This window comes from Klebsiella huaxiensis (genome assembly GCF_003261575.2).
Lineage (GTDB): Bacteria > Pseudomonadota > Gammaproteobacteria > Enterobacterales > Enterobacteriaceae > Klebsiella > Klebsiella huaxiensis.
This window is the reverse complement of sequence record NZ_CP036175.1, coordinates 2,901,711-2,918,912: the sequence shown is the minus strand read 5'-3', so window position 1 is coordinate 2,918,912 and position 17,202 is coordinate 2,901,711. Positions and strand designations below refer to the sequence as shown.

The following is a 17,202-nucleotide window of genomic DNA, read 5'->3' as shown; positions in this document are numbered from 1 at the left end:
TACGTAAAGAAAGAACCACCGTCATTTCCGCAATTGATGCGCTCATCACTAACACGTAGACCCGCTCCGTCATCACCGGAGCGGGGAACCACGGCTAAGTCTTACTTCAGCCCTTCACGACTTTCTTTTTTCGCTTCCAGACGCTCTACGTCGCGATACCAGCGCGGATGATGCTTCTTCGCCCAGCGGCGACTCACCTTCCCTTCGATCATTCCCTTAATCGATCCTTTAACCCAGAATGCCATATACATGTGGATTAGAATCGCATGAATGAGAATAATCGCCGAGGCCGCGTGGATCAGCAGGCTATAGCGAATCACCTGAATCGGGAAATAGTGGGCAAAATAAGGCCGCCAGATAATTACACCGGTCACCAGCAGCACAAAGATCATGCTCATAATGGTCCAGAACATCATTTTCTGCCCGGCGTTATATTTCCCCACCCGCGCCACTTTATGCTCGTTGCCTTTCAGTACCTCAACAATTCCCTTCAGCCACGGAATATCCTGTTTATCAGGAATATTGTGATGGACGAAACGCACGAACATAAACATCAGGGCGACGAAAATCAGCACGCCAAAGAACGGATGCAGAATACGGCCCATTTGCGGCGTACCGAAGGTTTCGGTCAGCCACTGCAGCGTCGGGAAGAAAAACGAAATCCCCGATAGCGAGACCAGAAAGAAGCAAATCACCACCGTCCAGTGACAGGCGCGGTCGATAAACTTCGTGCGCACAATCATTTTCGATTTACTCATCATGCTCCTCCTCATCGTCATCCACTTCCTTGTTCGGCCCAATCCCGATGTAGTGATAGATCAGCCCGGCAAAGGTGGCGATAAAGCCGACGGCAGAAAGCGGCTTCAGCGCTCCTTTCCACAGATTGATCGAGGTATCGATCTGCGGCGCTTTCGGCAGGTTATGGTACAGCTCCGGCTGGTCCGCATGATGAAGCACGTACATCACGTGAGTACCGCCAACGCCCGGCGGGTTGTAAACCCCGGCGTGGGGATAACCGCGCTTCTTCAGCTTTTCCACACGCTCGTGCGCCACTTCCAGCATCTCCTTCTTGGTGCCGAAATGAATCGCGCCGGTTGGGCAGGTTTTCACACAGGCCGGTTCCTGGCCGACGCTGACCCGGTCAACGCACAGCGTGCATTTATAAACCCGGTTATCCTCTTTGTTGAGTCGCGGGACGTTAAAGGGACACCCTGCGATGCAGTAGCCGCAGCCGATACAGTTCTCCTGCTGGAAGTCGACGATGCCGTTAGCGTACTGAATAATCGCCCCTGCGGACGGGCAGGCCTTCAGGCAGCCCGGATCCTCACAGTGCATACAGCCATCTTTACGAATCAGCCACTCCAGCTTGCCGTTCTGCTCGGTTTCGCTAAAACGCATCACCGTCCAGGACTTAGCGCTGAGATCAGCGGGGTTATCGTAAACCCCGACGCAATGCCCAACGTCATCGCGGATATCGTTCCACTCGGAACAGGCCACCTGGCAGGCTTTGCAGCCGACGCAGGAGGAGACATCGATCAGCTTTGCCACTTCCGCCTTAAAATCCCGCGCCCGAGGCGCAGGCGTGATCGGGTTGGTGGCGGAGCGTTTAATGATGTCCTGAGTTTCCATCGCCATTCATTCGCTCCTTACGCTTTCTCAATGTTGACCAGAAACGCCTTGTACTCCGGCGTTTGCGAGTTGGAATCACCCACGTTCGGCGTCAGGGTATTGGCGATGTAACCTTTGCGGGCCACGCCTTCAAAACCCCAGTGCAGCGGGATCCCGACGGTTTCCACCTGCTGACCGTTAACGTTGAGCGTTTGCAGACGGCGGGTTACCACGGCCACCGCGCGAATAAAGCCGCGCTTACTGCTGACCGTCACCCGATCGCCATTGGCAATCCCCTTCGCGCTCGCCAGGCCTTCGCTGATTTCGACAAACTGTTCCGGCTGCGCAATGGAGTTGAGCAGCGCATGCTTGGTCCAGGTGTGGAAATGCTCGGTCAGGCGATAAGTGGTACCGACGTACGGGAACTTGTCCTTCTGACCTAAACGCAGGGCATCTTCTTCATACAAGCGCACCACCGGACTGGAGATGACGTTCGGATGCAGCGGGTTGGTACCCAGCGGCGTTTCCATCGGCTCGTAGTGCTCCGGGAACGGTCCTTCAGCCAGCTTATCCAGCGCAAACAGGCGGCCAAGACCTTCCTGCTGCATGATAAACGGCCCGGTTTTACTGCCCGGCGGCGCGGTATTGAAGTCCGGAATATCATTCCCGACCCATTTGCTGCCGTTCCACTGGATCAGCATCCGTTTCGCATCCCATGGTTTACCGTTGATATCCGCCGAGGCGCGGTTATACAGCACGCGGCGGTTGAGCGGCCACGCCCATGCCCAGCCCAGCGTATTGCCAAGCCCCGACGGATCAGCGTTATCGCGGTTGGCCATCTGGTTGCCCTGCTCGGTCCAACTCCCGGTGTAGATCCAGCAAGACGAGGCGGTGCTACCGTCATCACGCAGCTGCGCAAAGCTGTTCAGCAATTGACCCTTCCTCGCCAGCAGCACACCGTTGGCGTCGTATAGATCTTCCAGTGCATAGCCGTTGTTCTCTTTGGCGATTTCCTCAGATTCAGGATGATCCGGCTGTTTATAGTTCCAGCCCATCTTCAGCAGCGGCTCGACGCCTTTGCCGCCTTCAGTGCGATACATCTCACGCAGACGATGATAAATACCGGCCAGAATTTCGCCGTCGTTACGCGCTTCGCCCGGCGCATCCTGACCTTTCCAGTGCCACTGCAACCAGCGCCCGGAGTTGGCGATCGAGCCATCTTCTTCGGCAAAGCAGGTGGACGGCAGACGGAATACTTCGGTCTGAATCGCCGCCGGGTCGACATCGTTAGACTCGCCGTGGTTTTGCCAGAAGGTCGATGTCTCGGTCACTAATGGGTCAATAACCACCATATACTTCAGTTTGCTCAGGCTACGGACAACTTTGTTTTTGTCCGGGAATGAGGCCACCGGGTTGAAGCCCTGGCAGATATAGCCGGTGACTTTACCGTTATCCATCATATTGAAATACTTGATAACGTCGTAGGCCTGGTCCCACTTCGGTAGCCAGTTAAAACCCCAGTCGTTCTCCCTCTGCGCCGCATCGCCATAGAAGGATTTCATCAGGCTGACAAAGAACTTCGGATAGTTGCTCCAGTAGTTCACCTGATCGGCAAGCGTCGCTTTTGGCGTATTCGCCGCCAGATAGCTTTGCAGGCTCGTCTGTTTTTCAGATGGCAGCGTCAGATAACCGGTCAGACTGGTCGAGAGCAGACCTAAATCGGTTAATCCCTGGATATTGGAGTGACCACGCAGCGCGTTCACGCCGCCGCCCGCCATGCCCATATTGCCAAGCAGCAGCTGGATCATCGCCATGGTGCGAATGTTCTGCGCGCCCACGGTGTGCTGCGTCCAGCCCAGCGCATACAGGAATGTAGTGGTTCTGTCGGCGGCGCTGGTTGAGGCCAGCACTTCGCACACTTTGAGGAAATCGGCTTTCGGCGTGCCGCAGATGTTCTCCACCACCTCCGGCGTATAACGAGAAACGTGCTGTTTCAGCAAGTTCCACACGCAGCGCGGATGTTGCAGGGTTTCATCGCGCATGGCGTAGCCGTTTTCGTCGAACTGATAGTTCCACGACGATTTATCGTACTGACGTTTTTCAGCATCGTAGCCGCTGAACAGGCCATCCTCGAAACCGAAATCTTCACGAATCAGCAGGTTAGCGTTGGTGTAGTGTTTAACGTACTCCGCATTGATTTTGTTATTTTGAATCAGGTACAGCAGAACGCCCGACAGGAACGTAATGTCGGTACCAGAGCGAATCGGCGCATAGATATCAGCCACCGACGCCGTGCGCGTAAAGCGCGGGTCAACGACGATAAGCGTCGCATCGTTGTTGTTTTTCGCTTCCATCGCCCAGCGGAATCCCACCGGATGGGCTTCAGCGGCGTTACCGCCCATTACCACCACGACGTTAGCGTTTTTGATATCAACCCAGTGGTTGGTCATCGCACCGCGACCAAATGTTGGAGCAAGACTTGCTACCGTTGGTCCGTGTCAGACGCGCGCCTGGTTGTCTACCGCCAGCATGCCGAGAGATCGCACAAACTTCTGCGTCAACATGCCGGTCTCATTGCTCGCTGCGGATGCGCACAGCATGCCGGTGGAAAGCCAACGGTTAACCGTAACGCCCTGATCGTTTTTCTCAATAAAGTTGGCGTCACGGTCGGCTTTCATCAGCTTGGCGATGCGGGTAAATGCCTCATCCCAGGAGATGCGCTGCCATTTATCTGAACCCGGCGCGCGGTATTGCGGATAGCGCAGACGGTTTTCACTATGGACGTAGTCCAGCAGACCCGCGCCTTTCGGGCATAGCGCACCGCGGCTCACCGGGTGATCGGAGTCCCCTTCAATATGGTAAATCGCTTCTTTCGCGTTTTTCGCGCCGTCGCCCAGGCTATACATTAATAGCCCGCAGCCGACGGAGCAGTATGTGCAGGTGTTGCGGATCTCTTTCGCACGCAGCAATTTATAGTTGCGCGCCTGAGCCAGAGCCATCTTGGGCGCAAAACCCAAAGCAGCGACTGTTGTTCCAGCCATACCGCCTGCGCAGATTTTAAAAAACTTTCTGCGGCTGACGTCCATTATTCCCCTCCATGCGGGATGTTTATTCATCGCGGAAGGGAAAACTAACAGCAAAGCCCCTGTTTTATTTGCGTCAAATCAATGTCCAAAACGCACGCCCCCTTAATAGTCAGCGACGTCGAATTTCATTACTCCATTAGTATTAAGCGTTACGGAAAATATCCACAAAGAAGCAATAAAAAGTGTTATAAAAGCCGACTGCGTTTGAATCAATATCAGGTTAAATATGGAGAAGAAGAGAGCTACGCTGATTGGATTCGCCGCCATCATTCTCTGGAGTACGATGGTCGGGTTGATACGCGGCGTTAGTGAAGGGCTTGGGCCGGTGGGCGGTGCGGCGATGATCTACAGCCTGAGCGGCATTTTGCTGATCTTTACCGTCGGCTTCCCGCAAATACGCCAAATCCCCCGCCCCTACTTACTGGCGGGTAGCCTACTGTTCGTCAGCTATGAAATTTGCCTGGCGCTGTCGGTAGGATTAGCCGGAACCCGCCAGCAGGCGATTGAAGTGGGAATGGTTAATTACCTGTGGCCCAGCCTGACCATCCTATTTGCCATTCTGTTCAACGGACAAAAAAGCAGCTGGCTGGTGATCCCGGGGTTATTGCTGGCTTTATTTGGCGTTAGCTGGGTATTAGGCGGTGAGCACGGTCTGAATATCGATGAAATAATCAGCAACGTAGTCTCCAGTCCGCTGAGCTATATTCTGGCCTTTGTCGGTGCGTTTATCTGGGCGGCCTACTGCACGGTCACCGCCAAATACGCAAAAGGCAAAAACGGCATTACCCTGTTTGTCCTGCTCACCGCCCTGACCCTGTGGCTGAAATTCCTGTTCAGCGAGCAGCCGCCGATGATCTTTAGCTGGCCGGTCATCATCAAGTTAGTCACCCTGTCAGTCGCGCTAGGATTAGGATACGCGGCGTGGAACGTTGGGATCCTGCATGGCAACGTTAGTCTGTTGGCCGCCGCCTCCTACTTTACCCCGGTACTCTCTTCGGCGCTGGCAGCGATGTTGCTCAGCGCCGCGCTGTCGTGGTCATTCTGGCAGGGAGCCGGGATGGTGTGCATCGGCTCCCTGCTCTGCTGGCAGGCGACCCGGCGCTAACCTCTTATTGACTCGTGGCAAACACTGTTTGCCGCGAGTCATTACATACTATTTTTTAGCCATGTAAATTTCGTAGTATCGTTTTTCTTCTTTTTTTTGATAATAGCTATATGACGCGATGACAATATCTTCATCATTGTATTTCAGATAATAAGGCTTGCTCATTTCTTCGATCGGCAATATACGTTGGGTAGTCTTGTTTTTTATATCTGTTTTCCAGATGCAGGCATATGCCCCCTCGTTATCAAAATAAAATGATGAGTCACCCCCCCAAACATAATTACGCATATAGCCATAATCATTATTTACTGAGGTATCACCCTGGGCTAAAAATACGTTAATTCCCTGGTCAGGTTTATCGGCTGGAAAATAGAACATACCTTCATCTTTTTCACCTTTGTAGCCGTCTCGCGAAGCCAAACGCCATTTCCCATCTGGAGAGACCACTGTGCTGGTACATTCTTGTGTTTCACAGTAGCCAATCCAGGCTTCTTTTTGAACGCTGGAAGCGCTCTGCGTGGCGCGTTTTACCTGTTCAACGCTATTTATTTTTTATTGAACAATCAAACCCTGCGGCACATACCGGTAACGATGCTATAAATATCCCGAATCCGCAGAGTATTTCCCTTGAATTATTGGTAATACCCATCAATTTCATTATAGAGTTCCTTTCGCATATCTATGTTGTTTTTGTGTATCCTGCGACCCCCAATATTAGCTAACACATTACGATAGCAAACGACTGTGTAAAACCCATTCACAAAGAAAAATCAGAAAAACGCGGTATAAATAAAAGCCGGAGAATAGCTCCGGCAAAAGGAATTAATTCAATTCCGGCGCTTTCGCCAGGCTGCGCCAGATACCTGCCGTCAGCAGTAAAAGCAGGACGCCGGCCGTCGCCAGCACGATGCTGTGCGAGCTGATAAACGCCGTCTTCGCCGCCTCAATCAGACTCTGCGCCGGAATGGCGGGCATCGACTGCGCCAGCTTAATCGCCTCGCTAATCGATGATGACGCCTGCTCTGCCGCCGCGCCGTCCACGCCCGTCGGCAGAATAATTGACGACGTGTAGCTACGAGTCAGGATCAGGCCAAATAGCGCAATCCCCAGTCCTGCGCCCAGCTCGTAGGCCATAGTTTCAATGGCTCCTGCCGCTGCGGCTTTCTCTTTCGGCGCGGCGGCCATAATTGCTGAACTGGACGCGAGCAGCGCGCTGGCGACGCTGAAGCCCAGCAGCGTCATCAGCCCCCAGGCCTGCCATTGCTGAGTGCTGAAATCGGTCATCGACAGGCCGAGGAAGCTCAGGGCGCTCAGCAACATGCCGCCGGTCGCCACCTCGCGCAGCCCTAATCGTGACACCAGCATCCCGGCAATCGGCCCGCTAAACCCGCTCGCCACCATCACTGGCAGCATAAATAACCCGGCCTCAAAAGGCGTTTTGTTATGCACAAACTGTAACTCCTGCGCCATCAGCAGCTCGAAGCCGACCAGGGTAATCAGCGCCGTCATCGCCATCATCACACCACTTAAAATAATGCGGTGGGTAAACAGACGCATATCGACCATCGGGCGTGCCGCTGAGAGCTGTTTACGCACAAACCAGGTCAGCATCGCCGCGCCAGCAATCGCCACCAGTCCGGTTATCCACAGCGCCATTTGCCCTTTCAGCGCCGTTTTGGCGCTAAATACCAGCATCAGTATGGCGGCAATAAGGATCAACGCCTGGAATAAATTGAGCGGTTGTTCACGACGCGCAGGCTGGCGTGGGACCACTTTGGCATTAATTGCCATCACCACCAGCACGATCGGTACGTTGATCAGGAATACCGAGCCCCAATAGAAATTCTCCAGCAGTATGCCGCCGACCAGCGGGCCGAATGCCGCACCACCGGAGCCGACCGCCGCCCACAGGCCAAGCGCCATGTTACGATGACGGGCTTCCGAGAAAGTGCTACGGATCCCGGCAAGCGTTGCCGGGACGATCATCGCGGCTCCTACCGCTAACAGCGCGCGGGAAGCAATTAGCGTCGCTGCCGTAGGTGAAAACGCCGCCGCCAGCGATGCCACACCAAAAATACCGCTACCGAGCAGCAGCAGCCGTTTGAAGCCGATTTTGTCGCCCAGAGCGCCCATCGGCAACACCATACCGGCCATCACCAGCGAATAGATATCAATAATCCACAGCAGCTCATTGCCGCTGGTTCCCAGCGCCACGCTTAGCGTCGGCGCAGCCACATGCAGTACCGTGGCGTCAATCGCCACCGGAATATAAACCAACAAAATCGCCATCAGCGTCAACCATTGCCGAGACATACTACTTTTCCTCAATGTTGAAAATTGGACATTTGTCCAGGATGGCGATCCTGCCGCAATGTTGAACGAGTGTCCAACTTTTTGTTACTATCGCCAAAAAATCAGGGGGCACGGAACGTTATGAGCTATTTAAATCGCGATGCGCGTCGGGAAGTCATTGTGCTGGCAGCCATGCGCGTGGCGCTAAGAGGCGGATTGGGCGCGATGACCGTTCGCCAGATAGCGGCTGAGGCTGGCGTAGCTGCCGGGCAGTTGCATCACCACTTCACTTCCACTGGCGAGTTAAAAGCCCATACCTTTGTGCGCCTGATCCGAGAAATGCTCGATATGCCGCTGGTCAGCAATAATGCCAGCTGGCGCGAGCGCCTTTTTTCAATGATCGGGAGCGATGACGGCAGGCTTGAGCCCTATATTCGCTTATGGCGCGAAGCACAACTGCTAGCCGACAGCGACAGCGATATCAAAGGCGCATACCTTTTAACCATGAGCATGTGGCATGAAGAGACGCTGAAGATTATCCACGGCGGAATCGAGGCGGGTGAGTTTCAGCCCAAGGACAACGCGGAAAGTATCGCCTGGCGGCTGATCGCCCTGGTCTGCGGCCTCGATGGTATTTACGCATTGGGGATGCAGGAAATTGATGATGCCACCTTTAATCGTTATATAAACTATTATATATCGATGGAGTTATTTTAATTCAACGTTACATTCTGTAACAAATAATCCCCCCCTATTATTCGCGCGTCTTCTTATGACGCGCTTTTCTTATCTATTCTTCAATCATTACAACGGATAAAAAAACCACCTCTGCATACAGTATTTTCTTAATTTACTGTTTTTACTTATTTATTCTTTTCACTGAATACTGTTCATTCGAGGGCAATATGTCGACAGAAAATGAGAAGAAGAATCATTACCTTTTAAAAGAGTGGAAGCCAGAAAACGGGGCATTCTGGGAAAATAAGGGAAAGAAAATAGCGCGGAGGAATCTTTGCATTTCTGTGGCCTGTCTGCTACTCGCCTTTTGCGTCTGGATGTTATTTAGTGCCGTCGCGGTCAATCTCAATAAAGTCGGATTTAATTTCACCACCGACCAACTCTTTTTATTAACCGCCCTGCCTTCACTATCTGGCGCAATATTACGCGTCCCCTACTCCTTTATGGTACCTATATTTGGCGGGCGCTACTGGACGGTATTAAGCACGATTATTCTGGTGGTGCCTTGCATCTGGCTGGGAATTGCTATTCAAAATACCGCTACTCCATTTTGGGTATTTATCACAATTGCCCTGCTGTGCGGTTTTGCTGGCGCTAACTTTGCTTCCAGCATGGGAAATATCAGCTTTTTCTTTCCTAAAGCCAAGCAGGGCAGCGCGCTGGGGGTGAACGGCGGGCTCGGCAACCTCGGCGTCAGCGTGATGCAAATGATTGCTCCGGCGGTGATCTTCCTGCCGATATTCGCGTTCCTCGGCGTTCACGGGGTTCCTCAGGAGGATGGTTCCACGCTGGCGCTGAGCAACGCCGCCATCATCTGGGTACCGCTGCTGGTCATCGCCACCATTGCCGCCTGGGTAGGCATGAACGATATCGCCAGCTCAAAGGCATCCATTCGCGATCAGTTGCCCGTTCTGAAGCGACCGCATATGTGGCTGCTGAGCCTGCTCTACCTCGCGACTTTTGGCTCCTTTATCGGCTTTTCCGCTGGTTTTGCCATGCTGGCAAAAACGCAGTTTCCGGAGGTTAACATCCTCAAACTGGCCTTCTTCGGACCGTTTATCGGCGCGCTGGCCCGTTCCTTTGGCGGCATTATCTCCGACCGTCTCGGTGGCGTCCGGGTTACCCTGATCAACTTTATCCTGATGGGGCTATTTACCGGCCTGCTGTTCCTCACCCTACCTGGCTCCGGTTCCGGCAGCTTCCTCGCCTTTTACGTGGTGTTTATGGGGTTGTTTCTGACCGCCGGTCTCGGCAGCGGCTCCACCTTCCAGATGATCGCCGTGATCTTCCGTCAAATCACCATCGAGAGCGTGAAAAAGCGCGGCGGTAGTGACGAACAGGCCCAGCACGAAGCGGTGACCGATACCGCAGCGGCGCTCGGATTTATCTCCGCCATCGGTGCGATTGGCGGCTTCTTTATCCCAAAAGCCTTCGGTACGTCGCTGGCAATGACCGGATCTCCGGTCGGGGCCATGAAAGTGTTCTTTGTCTTCTACGTCGTGTGTGTGCTGGTGACGTGGTTGGTCTATGGCCGACGCACACCAGCAAAAAAATAACGAGAAATTTGCCGGATGGCGGCTAACGCCTTATCCGGCCTACGGGATCGAACGGTCTTGTAGGCCGGATAAGATGCGCAAGCATCGCCATCCGGCAATGGCACGATGCCGTACATTATCGAAGCAGGAGAAATGTCATGAGTAAACTACTGGATCGCTTTCGCTACTTTAAGCAGAAAGGCGAGACCTTTGCCAACGGTCACGGTCAGGTGTACAACACCAACCGCGACTGGGAAGATAGCTACCGTCAGCGCTGGCAGTTCGACAAGATTGTCCGCTCAACGCACGGTGTGAACTGTACGGGCTCATGCAGTTGGAAGATTTACGTTAAGAACGGGCTGGTCACCTGGGAAACCCAACAAACCGACTACCCGCGCACCCGCCCTGACCTGCCCAATCACGAACCCCGAGGCTGTCCGCGCGGCGCAAGCTACTCCTGGTATCTTTACAGCGCTAACCGCCTGAAGTATCCGCTGGCGCGCAAGCGGCTGATCGAGCTATGGCGCGAGGCGCTGGCTCAGCATCCGGATCCGGTGCTGGCCTGGGACAGCATCATGCAGGACCCGGTCAAAACCCTCAGCTACAAACAGGTGCGCGGTAAAGGGGGTTTTATCCGCTCCAGCTGGAAAGAACTGAACCAGCTGATTGCCGCCGCCAACGTCTGGACGATTAAAAACTACGGCCCGGACCGCGTCGCTGGCTTCTCGCCGATCCCGGCGATGTCGATGGTCTCTTACGCCGCCGGTACCCGTTACTTGTCGCTGCTTGGCGGCACCTGCCTGAGCTTCTACGACTGGTACTGCGACCTTCCCCCCGCATCGCCGATGACCTGGGGCGAGCAGACCGACGTCCCCGAATCCGCCGACTGGTACAACTCCAGCTACATTATCGCCTGGGGCTCCAACGTCCCGCAGACCCGCACCCCTGATGCCCATTTCTTTACCGAGGTGCGCTACAAAGGCACGAAAACCATCGCCATTACCCCGGACTATTCGGAAGTCGCCAAGCTTTGCGATCAGTGGCTGGCCCCGAAACAGGGAACCGATAGCGCGCTGGCAATGGCGATGGGTCACGTGATCCTTAAAGCGTTTCATCTTGATAACCCCAGCGATTACTTCCTCAACTATTGTCGCACCTATACCGATATGCCGATGCTGGTGATGCTCGACCCGCGCGAAGATGGTAGCTACGTGCCGGGGCGTATGGTACGGGCTTCCGATCTGGTTGACGGGCTGGGCGAAAGCAACAATCCGGAATGGAAAACCGTGGCGTATAACAGCGCAGGCGAGCTGGTCGCGCCTAACGGTTCAATTGGCTTCCGCTGGGGTGAAAAAGGCAAATGGAACCTTGAGCAGCGGGCTGCCGGGCAAGAGACCGAATTAACGTTGTCGCTACTGGACAGCCGCGATAGCGTCGTTTCGGTTGGTTTCCCCTACTTCGGCGGCAACGAAAATCCGCACTTTCGTAGCGTCAAACAAGATCCCGTGACGATTCATCAGCTCCCGGTCAAACAGCTGCCGCTGGCCAATGGCGACACCGGTCTGGTAGTGAGCGTGTATGACCTGATCCTCGCCAACTACGGGCTCGATCGCGGTTTAGAGGACGCCAACGCGGCGCAAGATTTCGGCGAGGTGAAAGCCTATACCCCGGCGTGGGCCGAGCAGATCACCGGCGTACCGCGTCAGCATATCGAGCAGATCGCCCGCGAGTTTGCCGATACCGCGCATAAAACCCACGGTCGCTCGATGATTATCCTCGGAGCTGGTGTCAACCACTGGTATCACATGGATATGAACTACCGCGGGATGATCAATATGCTGGTGTTCTGCGGCTGCGTCGGTCAGAGCGGCGGCGGCTGGTCGCACTACGTCGGTCAGGAGAAGCTGCGCCCGCAAACCGGCTGGTTGCCGCTGGCGTTCGCCCTCGACTGGAACCGCCCGCCGCGCCAGATGAACAGCACCTCCTATTTCTACAATCACGCCTGCCAGTGGCGCTATGAAAAGCTGACCGCCCAGGAATTGTTATCGCCGCTGGCGGATGCCAGCAAATTTAGCGGTCATTTAATCGACTTCAACGTCCGCGCCGAGCGCATGGGCTGGCTACCCTCTGCGCCGCAGCTGGGCATCAACCCGCTCACCATCAAACAGCAGGCCGCCGCTGCAGGTCTTTCCCCAGCCGACTTTACCGCTCAGGCGCTAAAGTCCGGCGATATTCGCTTTGCCTGCGAGCAGCCGGATAACGGCAAGAACCACCCGCGCAACCTGTTTATCTGGCGCTCTAACCTGCTGGGTTCTTCCGGCAAGGGCCACGAATATATGCTCAAATATCTGCTGGGTACCGACAGCGGGATTCAGGGCGATGAGCTGGGCGCGACCGATGACGTGAAGCCCGAAGAGGTGGAGTGGCAAACCGCCGCTATCGAGGGCAAGCTCGACCTGCTGGTGACCCTTGATTTCCGCATGTCCAGCACCTGCCTGTTCTCCGATATCGTCCTGCCGACCGCCACCTGGTACGAAAAAGACGATATGAACACCTCGGATATGCATCCGTTTATCCACCCGCTCTCCGCCGCCGTCGACCCGGCGTGGGAGGCGAAAAGCGACTGGGAAATCTATAAGGATATCGCCAAAACCTTCTCGGAAGTCTGCGTTGGTCATCTCGACAAAGAGACCGATGTGGTGCTGGTACCGCTACAGCATGATTCCCCGGCGGAGCTGTCGCAACCCTTTGACGTACTCGACTGGCGCAAGGGCGAATGCGATTTAATCCCCGGTAAAACCGCCCCGTCGATTGCCGTCGTGGAACGTGACTATCCAGCCACTTACGAGCGTTTCACCTCTCTCGGCCCGCTGCTCGACAAGCTAGGCAACGGCGGCAAAGGTATTTCGTGGAATACCCAGAGCGAGGTCGATTTCCTCGGCAAGCTTAACTACGTCAAGCTTGATGGCCCGGCGAAAGGCCGTCCGCGCATTGATAGCGCCATTGACGCCTCGGAAGTGATCCTCGCCCTCGCCCCGGAAACCAACGGTCAGGTGGCGGTAAAAGCCTGGCAGGCGCTCGGCGAATTTACCGGACGTGAACATGCGCATCTGGCGCTGAATAAAGAGGATGAGAAAATCCGCTTTCGCGATATTCAGGCCCAGCCGCGCAAGATTATCTCCAGCCCGACCTGGTCAGGCCTGGAAAGCGAACATGTTTCATATAACGCCAGCTACACCAACGTTCATGAACTGATCCCCTGGCGTACGCTGTCCGGTCGCCAGCAGCTGTATCAGGATCACCCCTGGATGCGCGCCTTTGGTGAAAGCCTGGTGGCATATCGTCCACCGATTGACACCCGCAGCGTCAGCCACATGAAGGAGATCCCTCCTAACGGATTCCCGGAAAAAGCGCTTAACTTCCTGACGCCGCACCAGAAATGGGGCATCCACTCCACCTACAGTGAAAACCTGCTGATGCTGACCCTGTCGCGCGGCGGGCCGATTGTATGGCTTAGCGAAACCGACGCCAAAGAGCTGGGCATTGAGGATAACGACTGGATTGAAGCCTTTAACGCGAACGGCGCGCTCACCGCCCGCGCGGTGGTCAGCCAGCGCGTACCGCCGGGCATGACCATGATGTACCACGCACAGGAACGCCTGATGAATATTCCAGGTTCGGAAGTCACCGGTCGGCGCGGCGGGATCCATAACTCAGTCACCCGCGTGTGCCCGAAACCGACGCACATGATCGGCGGCTATGCCCAACTGGCCTACGGTTTTAACTACTACGGCACCGTCGGCTCCAACCGCGATGAGTTCATCATGATCCGCAAAATGAAAAATATTGACTGGCTGGATGACGAAGGTCGCGATCAGGTTCAGGAGGCGAAAAAATGAAAATACGCTCACAGGTCGGCATGGTGCTTAATCTCGACAAATGCATTGGCTGCCACACCTGCTCGGTCACCTGTAAAAACGTCTGGAGCAGCCGTGAAGGGATGGAATACGCATGGTTTAACAACGTGGAAACCAAGCCAGGCATCGGCTATCCGAAAAACTGGGAAGATCAGGAGGCGTGGCAAGGCGGCTGGGTTCGCAGCATTACCGGCAAGCTCACTCCACGCCTCGGTAACCGTGTCGGCGTACTGTCTAAAATCTTTGCCAACCCGCTGATTCCGGGCATTGACGACTATTACGAACCGTTCACCTACGACTATCAACATCTGCACAATGCGGCTGAAGGTAAACATCTGCCCACCGCCCGCCCGCGTTCGCTGATCAGTGGCCAGCGTATGAACAAGATTGAATGGGGCCCGAACTGGGAAGAGCTGCTCGGCGGCGAGTTTGAAAAGCGTGCCCACGACCAGAACTTTGCCGCAATGCAAAAGGAGATGTACGGTCAGTTCGAAAACACCTTCATGATGTATCTGCCGCGCCTGTGCGAACACTGTCTCAACCCAAGCTGTGTCGCCACCTGCCCGAGCGGCGCCATCTACAAGCGTGAAGAAGACGGTATCGTACTGATCGACCAGGACAAATGCCGCGGCTGGCGACTGTGCATCAGCGGCTGTCCGTACAAAAAAATCTACTTTAACTGGAAGAGCGGCAAGTCAGAGAAATGCATCTTCTGCTACCCGCGTATCGAATCCGGACAACCGACGGTCTGCTCCGAAACCTGCGTCGGGCGCATCCGCTACCTCGGGGTGCTGCTGTATGACGCGGACCGCATCGAAGAAGCAGCCAGCACCGAACATGAAACCGATCTCTACGAACGCCAGTGCGACGTGTTTCTCGATCCGCACGACCCGGCGGTGATCGAAGAGGCGTTGAAACAAGGTATTCCGCATAACGTGATTGACGCAGCGCAGAAATCCCCGGTCTACAAGCTGGCGATGGACTGGAAGCTGGCCCTGCCGCTGCATCCGGAATACCGCACCCTGCCGATGGTCTGGTACGTCCCGCCGCTGTCACCGATTCAGTCGGTGGCCGACGCCGGTGGTCTGCCAAGCAACGGCAATATTCTCCCAGCGGTGGAAAGCCTGCGCATTCCGGTGCAATACCTTGCCAACCTGCTCAGTGCGGGCGATACCGGCCCGGTGCTGCGTGCCCTGAAACGCATGATGGCGATGCGCCACTACAAACGCTCCCAGACAGTGGAAGGCGTCACCGATACCCGCGCCATCGAAGAAGTCGGCCTAAGCGTGGAACAGGTGGAGGACATGTACCGCTATCTGGCGATTGCCAACTACGAAGACCGCTTTGTGATCCCAACCAGCCACCGCGAAATGGCGGAAGACGCTTTCCCGGAGAAAAACGGCTGCGGCTTCACTTTCGGCGATGGCTGCCACGGGTCGGATACTAAGTTCAACCTCTTCAACAGTCGACGCATTGATGCCATTGACATCGGTGGCGTGCGCAAACACGGGGAGGGAGAATAATGCAGATCCTCAAAGTCATCGGCCTGCTGCTGGAGTATCCGGACGAGGTGCTGTGGGAGAACCGTGAGGAGGCGCTGGCGCTGGTTAGCGCCGATGCTCCGGCGCTGCTGCCTTTCGTCGGACCGCTGCTGGCGGCGAAGCTCCTCGACCGGCAGGCCGAATGGTGCGAAGTGTTTGAACGCGGGCGTGCTACTTCGCTGCTGGTGTTCGAACACGTCCACGCCGAATCCCGCGATCGCGGCCAGGCGATGGTCGATTTAATGGGCCAGTATGAACAGGCCGGTTTGCAGCTAAACAGCCGCGAACTGCCGGACCACCTGCCGCTCTATCTGGAGTATCTGAGCATCTTACCGGAGAACGAAGCCCGCGAAGGGTTACAGAACGTCGCGCCGATTCTGGCCCTGCTCGGTGGGCGGCTAAAGCAAAGGGAGTGCGAATACTATCGGCTGTTTGATGCGTTGCTGTCGATCGCCAATAGCAAACTAAATAGTGACAGTGTCACTAAACAGGTGTCGGGGGAAAAACGCGACGACACCCGCCAGGCGCTGGATGCGGTGTGGGAGGAGGAGCAGGTGAAGTTTATCGAGGATAACGCCACCGCCTGCGATAGCTCCCCAATGCAGTCTTATCAACGACGCTTTAGCCAGGACGTGGCACCGCAGTATGTCGACGTCCGTGCCGGAGGCCCAAAATGATACAGTACCTTAACGTCTTCTTTTACGATATCTACCCCTACCTCTGCGGCACGGTTTTCCTGATCGGCAGCTGGCTGCGCTACGACTACGGCCAGTACACCTGGCGCGCCTCATCGAGCCAGATGCTGGATAAGCGCGGGATGGTGCTTTGGTCGAACCTGTTCCATATCGGTATTCTCGGGATCTTCTTCGGCCATTTCTTCGGCATGTTGACGCCGCACTGGGTCTATTCCTGGTTCCTGCCAATGTCGCAAAAGCAGCTAATGGCGATGATTCTGGGCGGGGTTTGCGGTGTGCTGACATTGGTCGGCGGCATCGGCCTGCTGGTGCGTCGTCTGACCAACCCGCGCATTCGCGCGACCTCCACCACGGCGGATATTCTGATTCTGAGCATTCTGCTGATTCAGTGCGCACTCGGCCTGACGACGATTCCGTTCTCCGCGCAGCACCCGGACGGCAGCGAGATGCTAAAACTGGTGGACTGGGCGCAGGCGGTGGTGACTTTCCACGGCGGCGCATCGGCGCATCTTGACGGCGTGGCGTGGATTTATCGCGTTCATCTGGTGCTGGGGATGACCATCTTCCTGCTGTTCCCGTTCACTCGTCTGGTACACGTCTGGAGCGCGCCGGTGGAGTATTTCACCCGCCGCTATCAGGTGGTACGTTCACGGCGTTGAGCAAATAAAACCAACCATCCCAGGCG

Annotated in this window: 12 protein-coding genes; 7 read left to right on the top strand and 5 right to left on the bottom strand. The window is 55.4% G+C overall.

Going from position 1 to position 17,202, the window contains the following annotated elements; all coding sequences use genetic code 11:
* Window positions 1-101: 101 nt before the first annotated feature.
* From fdnI to fdnG, 3 genes are read right to left on the bottom strand one after another with little or no spacing between them, the layout of a single operon-like run.
* Complete coding sequence (fdnI, locus tag DA718_RS14045) at window positions 102-758, bottom strand: formate dehydrogenase-N subunit gamma (protein WP_110276555.1); 657 nt, start codon at window positions 756-758, stop codon at window positions 102-104.
* Window positions 751-1,635 (bottom strand): formate dehydrogenase subunit beta, encoded by an 885-nt coding sequence (gene fdxH, locus DA718_RS14040; protein WP_112214227.1) that lies wholly within the window; start codon window positions 1,633-1,635, stop codon window positions 751-753. The genes fdnI and fdxH overlap by 8 nt, the downstream gene beginning before the upstream one ends.
* A gap of 11 nt (window positions 1,636-1,646) precedes the next feature.
* Window positions 1,647-4,694, bottom strand: coding sequence for a formate dehydrogenase-N subunit alpha (gene fdnG / locus DA718_RS14035; protein ID WP_112214228.1), 3,048 nt, complete (start codon window positions 4,692-4,694; stop codon window positions 1,647-1,649).
* 226 nt (window positions 4,695-4,920) lie between these two features.
* Between fdnG and yddG the strand changes: the two genes are divergently transcribed.
* Window positions 4,921-5,799: an aromatic amino acid DMT transporter YddG gene (gene yddG, locus DA718_RS14025; protein ID WP_112214229.1), complete on the top strand. Its 879-nt coding sequence runs from the start codon at window positions 4,921-4,923 to the stop codon at window positions 5,797-5,799.
* Between the two features lie 48 nt (window positions 5,800-5,847).
* Here yddG and DA718_RS14020 read toward each other — a convergent pair whose 3' ends face one another.
* Window positions 5,848-6,246 (bottom strand): hypothetical protein, encoded by a 399-nt coding sequence (locus tag DA718_RS14020; RefSeq protein WP_227016004.1) that lies wholly within the window; start codon window positions 6,244-6,246, stop codon window positions 5,848-5,850.
* A 375-nt stretch (window positions 6,247-6,621) separates the two neighbouring features.
* Window positions 6,622-8,112 carry an MFS transporter gene (locus tag DA718_RS14015; RefSeq protein WP_112214230.1) on the bottom strand — a complete coding sequence of 497 codons (1,491 nt, stop codon included), beginning with the start codon at window positions 8,110-8,112 and terminating at the stop codon, window positions 6,622-6,624.
* Window positions 8,113-8,232: 120 nt separating this feature from the next.
* Here DA718_RS14015 and DA718_RS14010 point away from each other — a divergent pair, with 120 nt between their 5' ends.
* From DA718_RS14010 to narI, 6 genes are all read left to right on the top strand, one after another.
* Entirely contained in the window at window positions 8,233-8,808 is a 576-nt protein-coding gene (locus tag DA718_RS14010) for a TetR family transcriptional regulator (RefSeq protein WP_112214231.1), read from the top strand.
* Window positions 8,809-8,996: 188 nt separating this feature from the next.
* Window positions 8,997-10,385 carry a NarK family nitrate/nitrite MFS transporter gene (locus DA718_RS14005; RefSeq protein WP_112214232.1) on the top strand — a complete coding sequence of 463 codons (1,389 nt, stop codon included), beginning with the start codon at window positions 8,997-8,999 and terminating at the stop codon, window positions 10,383-10,385.
* 137 nt (window positions 10,386-10,522) lie between these two features.
* Window positions 10,523-14,263 (top strand): nitrate reductase subunit alpha, encoded by a 3,741-nt coding sequence (locus DA718_RS14000; protein ID WP_112214233.1) that lies wholly within the window; start codon window positions 10,523-10,525, stop codon window positions 14,261-14,263.
* Window positions 14,260-15,804, top strand: coding sequence for a nitrate reductase subunit beta (gene narH, locus DA718_RS13995; RefSeq protein ID WP_110276571.1), 1,545 nt, complete (start codon window positions 14,260-14,262; stop codon window positions 15,802-15,804). The genes DA718_RS14000 and narH overlap by 4 nt, the downstream gene beginning before the upstream one ends.
* Entirely contained in the window at window positions 15,804-16,499 is a 696-nt protein-coding gene (gene narW / locus DA718_RS13990) for a nitrate reductase molybdenum cofactor assembly chaperone (protein WP_112214234.1), read from the top strand. Before narH ends, narW begins: the two co-directional genes overlap by 1 nt.
* Entirely contained in the window at window positions 16,496-17,176 is a 681-nt protein-coding gene (gene narI, locus DA718_RS13985; RefSeq protein ID WP_112214235.1) for a respiratory nitrate reductase subunit gamma, read from the top strand. The genes narW and narI overlap by 4 nt, the downstream gene beginning before the upstream one ends.
* Window positions 17,177-17,202 lie beyond the last annotated feature (26 nt).

Excerpts from the sequence above, each read along its gene's own strand:
- DA718_RS14005 (WP_112214232.1), top strand. The coding sequence starts at position 8,997 with ATGTCGACAGAAAATGAGAAGAAGAATCATTACCTTTTAAAAGAGTGG.
- fdnI (WP_110276555.1), bottom strand. The coding sequence starts at position 758 with ATGAGTAAATCGAAAATGATTGTGCGCACGAAGTTTATCGACCGCGCC.
- narH (WP_110276571.1), top strand. The coding sequence starts at position 14,260 with ATGAAAATACGCTCACAGGTCGGCATGGTGCTTAATCTCGACAAATGC.
- narI (WP_112214235.1), top strand. The coding sequence starts at position 16,496 with ATGATACAGTACCTTAACGTCTTCTTTTACGATATCTACCCCTACCTC.
- fdxH (WP_112214227.1), bottom strand. The coding sequence starts at position 1,635 with ATGGCGATGGAAACTCAGGACATCATTAAACGCTCCGCCACCAACCCG.
- narW (WP_112214234.1), top strand. The coding sequence starts at position 15,804 with ATGCAGATCCTCAAAGTCATCGGCCTGCTGCTGGAGTATCCGGACGAG.
- DA718_RS14015 (WP_112214230.1), bottom strand. The coding sequence starts at position 8,112 with ATGTCTCGGCAATGGTTGACGCTGATGGCGATTTTGTTGGTTTATATT.
- DA718_RS14000 (WP_112214233.1), top strand. The coding sequence starts at position 10,523 with ATGAGTAAACTACTGGATCGCTTTCGCTACTTTAAGCAGAAAGGCGAG.
- yddG (WP_112214229.1), top strand. The coding sequence starts at position 4,921 with ATGGAGAAGAAGAGAGCTACGCTGATTGGATTCGCCGCCATCATTCTC.
- DA718_RS14010 (WP_112214231.1), top strand. The coding sequence starts at position 8,233 with ATGAGCTATTTAAATCGCGATGCGCGTCGGGAAGTCATTGTGCTGGCA.